Annotated in this window: 4 protein-coding genes; 2 read left to right on the top strand and 2 right to left on the bottom strand. The window is 75.2% G+C overall.

The window, feature by feature from the left end; genetic code table 11:
• Positions 1 to 67: 67 nt before the first annotated feature.
• Positions 68 to 2344: a hypothetical protein gene (locus FOE67_RS17620; RefSeq protein ID WP_182665403.1), complete on the bottom strand. Its 2277-nt coding sequence runs from the start codon at positions 2342 to 2344 to the stop codon at positions 68 to 70.
• A gap of 165 nt (positions 2345 to 2509) precedes the next feature.
• Between FOE67_RS17620 and FOE67_RS17625 the strand changes: the two genes are divergently transcribed.
• Complete coding sequence (locus FOE67_RS17625) at positions 2510 to 2932, top strand: RNA-binding S4 domain-containing protein (protein ID WP_182665405.1); 423 nt, start codon at positions 2510 to 2512, stop codon at positions 2930 to 2932.
• 113 nt (positions 2933 to 3045) lie between these two features.
• Here the strand turns inward: FOE67_RS17625 and FOE67_RS17630 are convergent, their stop codons facing one another.
• Positions 3046 to 3480 carry a hypothetical protein gene (locus FOE67_RS17630; protein ID WP_182665407.1) on the bottom strand — a complete coding sequence of 145 codons (435 nt, stop codon included), beginning with the start codon at positions 3478 to 3480 and terminating at the stop codon, positions 3046 to 3048.
• Positions 3481 to 3776: 296 nt separating this feature from the next.
• On the opposite strand from FOE67_RS17630, the gene FOE67_RS17635 reads away from it, so the two are divergent.
• Positions 3777 to 4334: a DUF4142 domain-containing protein gene (locus FOE67_RS17635; protein WP_182665409.1), complete on the top strand. Its 558-nt coding sequence runs from the start codon at positions 3777 to 3779 to the stop codon at positions 4332 to 4334.
• Positions 4335 to 4508 lie beyond the last annotated feature (174 nt).

The raw sequence follows: 4508 nt of genomic DNA on the forward strand, positions 1-4508 counted from the left end.
GGCCCCTTGTTCGCCCCATCCCCGATTCCTCCCGATTGCCCGGGCCCCGCGGGTCCCCCGCGCGGCATCAGCCCCACCAGGCCGCCCGGCGCCGGTGCCCGGCCGCCTCCCGGTGCAGTTCCACCAGACCGTCCGGCGACATGGGCGCCAACTGCCCCATCACGTGCGCGATCTGTTCGTACAGGTACTGCCGGTCCGTACCGCCCACCGGATCAACCACCACCCGCAGGGCGGCCACCAGATGCGCGACCCATCGCCCCGGGTCCCCGGTGTCGGGAGTGGACTCCCCGACGGCGGTCTCCCCGGCGGGCCCGTCCCTCCGCCGTGTCACCTCCTCCGAGCGCCCCAACAACCGCAGGAAACGGTCGTGGGGCGGCAGTTCCTGCTCACCGGGAACACCGCAGGGAGCCCGCACCACGGCGTACACGAGGTCCAACCATCGCCGCCCCGGCATCCGGTGCAATTCGGTCGTCAACTCGGCGGCCACCGCTGCCGATTCCCCGCATGCCAGGCGGTGGTACAACTCACCCGCGCGATCCCCCCGCTCCCGACAGAACTCCGCCAACCGTCCGTGCACGGCGGCCGGGGACGCCGGATGGTCGGCCGCCCGGCGGGCCAGGCGGCGGGCCAACAGATGCCCCAACACCACCCACCCGGGCTCGCCGGAGCCCATGGCCCGGCGCACCATCTCCCCCCGGGCGGGAGTGACCAGTTCCACTCGGTGCGTCAACCACAGCCGTTCCCGTTCGTCGCGCGCCGCCGCGCAGGTCGTGAACGCCGACAGGGCGGGGGAGTCCGATCTCCCGTCCCCCGGCAGCAGCCGGCGCACCAACCGCTGTTCCACGCTCTCCGGCGGCCGGGGCCCGTCCGTGACGAGAGCCGCCGGTACCGGCTCCGTCAGCAGCGCCACCGTCCCGGTGACGGGCACCTCCCACCGGGCCGCCACCCGGGCCAGCAGTGCCGCCGGTTCCGGGTGCCCGGCGGTCAGATCGTGCACCAGCCGCGCCGGCCGGCGATCCGCCCCGGCGGGGCCGGTACCCATCAAGCGGCGCACCTCCGCCGGCGACAGAAGTGACAGACGGTGTGTCAGGGGACGTGTCGGTGGATCGCCCGCCCGACCGGTGAGCGCGGCCCGGGTGGCGAGGGAGACCGACCCCGACGGGTTCGGCGCGACGGCCGAATCGGGAGCGGGCGAGAGGGGTCCCGAGGAGGCGTCCGGGGCAGGAGGCGGGGTCCCCACCGGGTGGGGAGCCGCCGCCGTTCCCGGCGGGGGCGGCGGGGACACCCCCGCCGTCGTGTCGGGGTACCCGATCGGTGGGGAGGCCATCGTCGCCACGACGGTCAGCGGTTCGGCCCGGGGCGCCGTGCCCTCCACGCCGGGGCCCGTGCCGGTCAGTCCGTGGAGCAGATCGCGGCCCGCCCGGGTGTCGGCGTTGTCCAACAGCACCAGCGGGGTCGGCAGTCGCCGGATCCGGCGCGGACAGTCCCGCAGATCGGCGAGGAACGCCCGGAAGAGCATCTCCGCCACCTCGCGCCGGGCGTGTTCGCGCGCGGCCCGTACCGCCTCCCCGGCGGCTACGGGTCTTCGGCCGCGGCCCTCGGCCGGGCCGTCCGCGGGCGGGGAAGCGGGTGTCGCCCCCGTCGTGTCGCCGATGCCCGGTGGGTCGTCCTCCGCCCCCTCGGCCTCCCGGGCCCGGGCGGAGAGTTCCAGCAGCACGTCGATCGGCCGGTCCCGATGCCCCTCGTCCCGGTGTCCGTACCAGCGCTGCGCGCGGGGCGGGAAACCGGCCCCGATCAGCGCCGAGACCACCCACGTCGGTAATCGCAGGGCCGAGGCGAAGGGCCCCAGTGCCACGTCCATCTCCCACGGGGCCCCGGCCACCTCCCGCAGGAACCGTCGGGACCGACCGCTGTCCCGCCGGCGGCGCAGCAGGGTGCGCATCTCCGCACGCGCCCGTTCGAAGTCCCGTGGGCCGTCCGGGCTCCCGAGGCCCCGCTCGATCACCAGCAGGCCGATGAGCAGGCGCGGGAACCGCAGGCGGCGATAGCGCGGACGGTACCGGGTCAACCCACCGGCGATCACCGACAGGGCGTGCGGCACGCTCTCGTGCCGTGGGTCGGCGCAGTCCACCCGGACGTGCGGCAGGTGGCGCTCGGCCCGGTCCCGCAGCGTCTCCAGGAACGTCGTCTTCCCCGCTCCGCGCCCGCCCACGACCACCAGTGCCGGACGCCGGCGACGGGGATCCGCCGACCATCCCGGGTCCAGGAGGACGTGCACGGCCCGAATGGCCTCGTCGTCCTCGACCGGTCCGACCGGTATGCCGTCCCCCGTTGTCGTTTCCATGCGTCGCGCCCCTCCCCGTGCGGCCCCCGGCGCCGCACGGCACCCGGTTCCGGTGCCCGATGTGCGCCGGCTCACACCTCCTGTGACAGGACGGATACCACACGGTGACAGGACCGCCCCGTCGGACCCGGATGGATCGCCCCGTGGGTGCGTAGAGTCGGGGGCATGACGGTGGACAACGGCGGGGACGGCGCCGGCGGAAGTGTTCGCACCGACACCTGGATCTGGTCGGTGCGGCTGGTCAAGACGCGCTCGCAGGCCACGGCGGCCTGCCGGGCCGGACACGTACGGGTCAACGGCTCACGGGTCAAACCCGCCCACCCCCTGCGACCGGGCGACGAGGTCCGGCTGCGCCAGGGCATCCGCGAACGGATCGTGGAGGTCCGCAAACTGGTGCGCAAGCGGGTCGGTGCGCCGGTCGCCGCCGAGTGCCTGGTCGACAACAGCCCACCGCCCCCGCCGCGCGAGGCGGTCGCCCCGCCCGGCATCCGCGACCGGGGCACCGGCCGTCCCACCAAGCGCGACCGGCGCGAACTGGAACGCCTGCGCGGCCAGTGGGAGGGCCGGGGGGAGCGCGAGGAGGACTGACCGTCCCGGTCCCCGGGGGCGGATGGTTCCGTGCCCCGGGGACCCGGCCCGTTCGGCAGGGTGGGAAGGGCCGGCGCGGCGCCTCCGGCGCGATCGGCACCCGCCCGGGCGCCTCACGGCAGGGCGCGGTGCTCCGGGTGGTGCCGGGTGCGGCGCTCCTCCTTCATCTCCGCCTCGTACAGGTGGTCCCGACCTGCCACCAACTCCTGCCGGATCCGCTCCTCCGCCGCCGTGAACGGCTTGTAGTACGTGGAGTTGTAGTCCTCCACCACCTGGAAGGTCCACCGGCCCGGCAGCACGTTGCGCCCGACGATCTCCCGTTCCAGCAGCTCCGCCTGCACGCTGTGCCCGGCCTCCCGCAGCTTCTCCACCGCCTCGCCGAGGATCAGGTCGGCGGTCCCGGTGAGCTGGTGGAACGAGTACAGGTGGCCGCGCGCCCGCTCGATCGTCTCCAGCGCCTTGGAGACCAGGCCGGTGGCCTCGACCGTCGCGTCGTCCACCCCCTCGGGACGCCGGTGGGCGGCGTCGGGCCCGTCCCGCCGTTCCACCCCCGCTTCGTTCCGCTCGGGCCCACCGGGCCCACCGGATCCCCTCGTGCCCGTGGTGTCGCCGGTTCCGTTCCCCTGTGCCGCGTCGTCGCGCGCCCCTGGTGTCTCCGCTGCCATGTCCGCAGCCCTGCCCGCCAACCCCCCGGGACACTCCCGATTCCCCGCCGGTCGGGGGGCCGGGGGTCGCCCGACCGGCCCACACGCGGATGCGGATCCTCCCGAACGGCCCAACCATCGGCGGCGGGGCCACCCGAACGGATGGTGCTCCCGCATACCTTCCGCACAGGAGGACACACATGAAGCGCACCCGACTCGTCGCCGTCGCCGTCACCACCCTCGCCGTGGTGGGCACCTCCACCGGAACCGCCCTCGCCGACGACACCGCGACCGACGCGGGTTACCTGCAGCAGTCGCGCCAGGGCAACCTCACCGAGATCCTCGCCGGCGAGGACGCCCTGGCCAACTCCGGCGACGAATGCGTCCGCCACGTCGGCGAGGTGCTGATACGCGACCACACGCTCCTCGACGCCGACGTGACCGCCCTCGCCGACGCCCGCGGCGTGGACCTGCCCGACGCGCCCTCGCCCGAGCAGCAGCGCACCCTGGAGGAGGTCTCCGCGCTCGCCGGGACCGCCGAGTACGAGACCGCCTGGCTCCTCGCCCAGGAGGAGGCCCACCTGGACACCCTCGACCTGATCGACACGCAGGTCGAGTACGGCACCGATGAGGAGATCACCGCCGCCGCGCTCTCCGCCCGGCCGATCGTCGAGATGCACCTGGAGATGGTGCGCGGCGGCGTCTGCCGCGCCGAGGTGGACCCGGCGTCCGTCCCGGCCGGCTTCGGCCCCCGCTGACGCCCGTGCGCACGGCACGCCGCCGGCCCGGCGCGTTCCGTCGGGGCCTCCCCGGACCGGCGGTGATCGCCACCCGGCTCGGACTGGGTCTCGTTCCGGTCCTGCCGCTCCTGTCCGGGCCGGCGCCGGCGGCGGTCCCCCCGCCCCCGGCGCCGGCCCGGGCGCTGTCTCTTA

The organism is Streptomyces calidiresistens (genome assembly GCF_014141525.1).
Lineage (GTDB): Bacteria > Actinomycetota > Actinomycetes > Streptomycetales > Streptomycetaceae > Streptomyces > Streptomyces calidiresistens.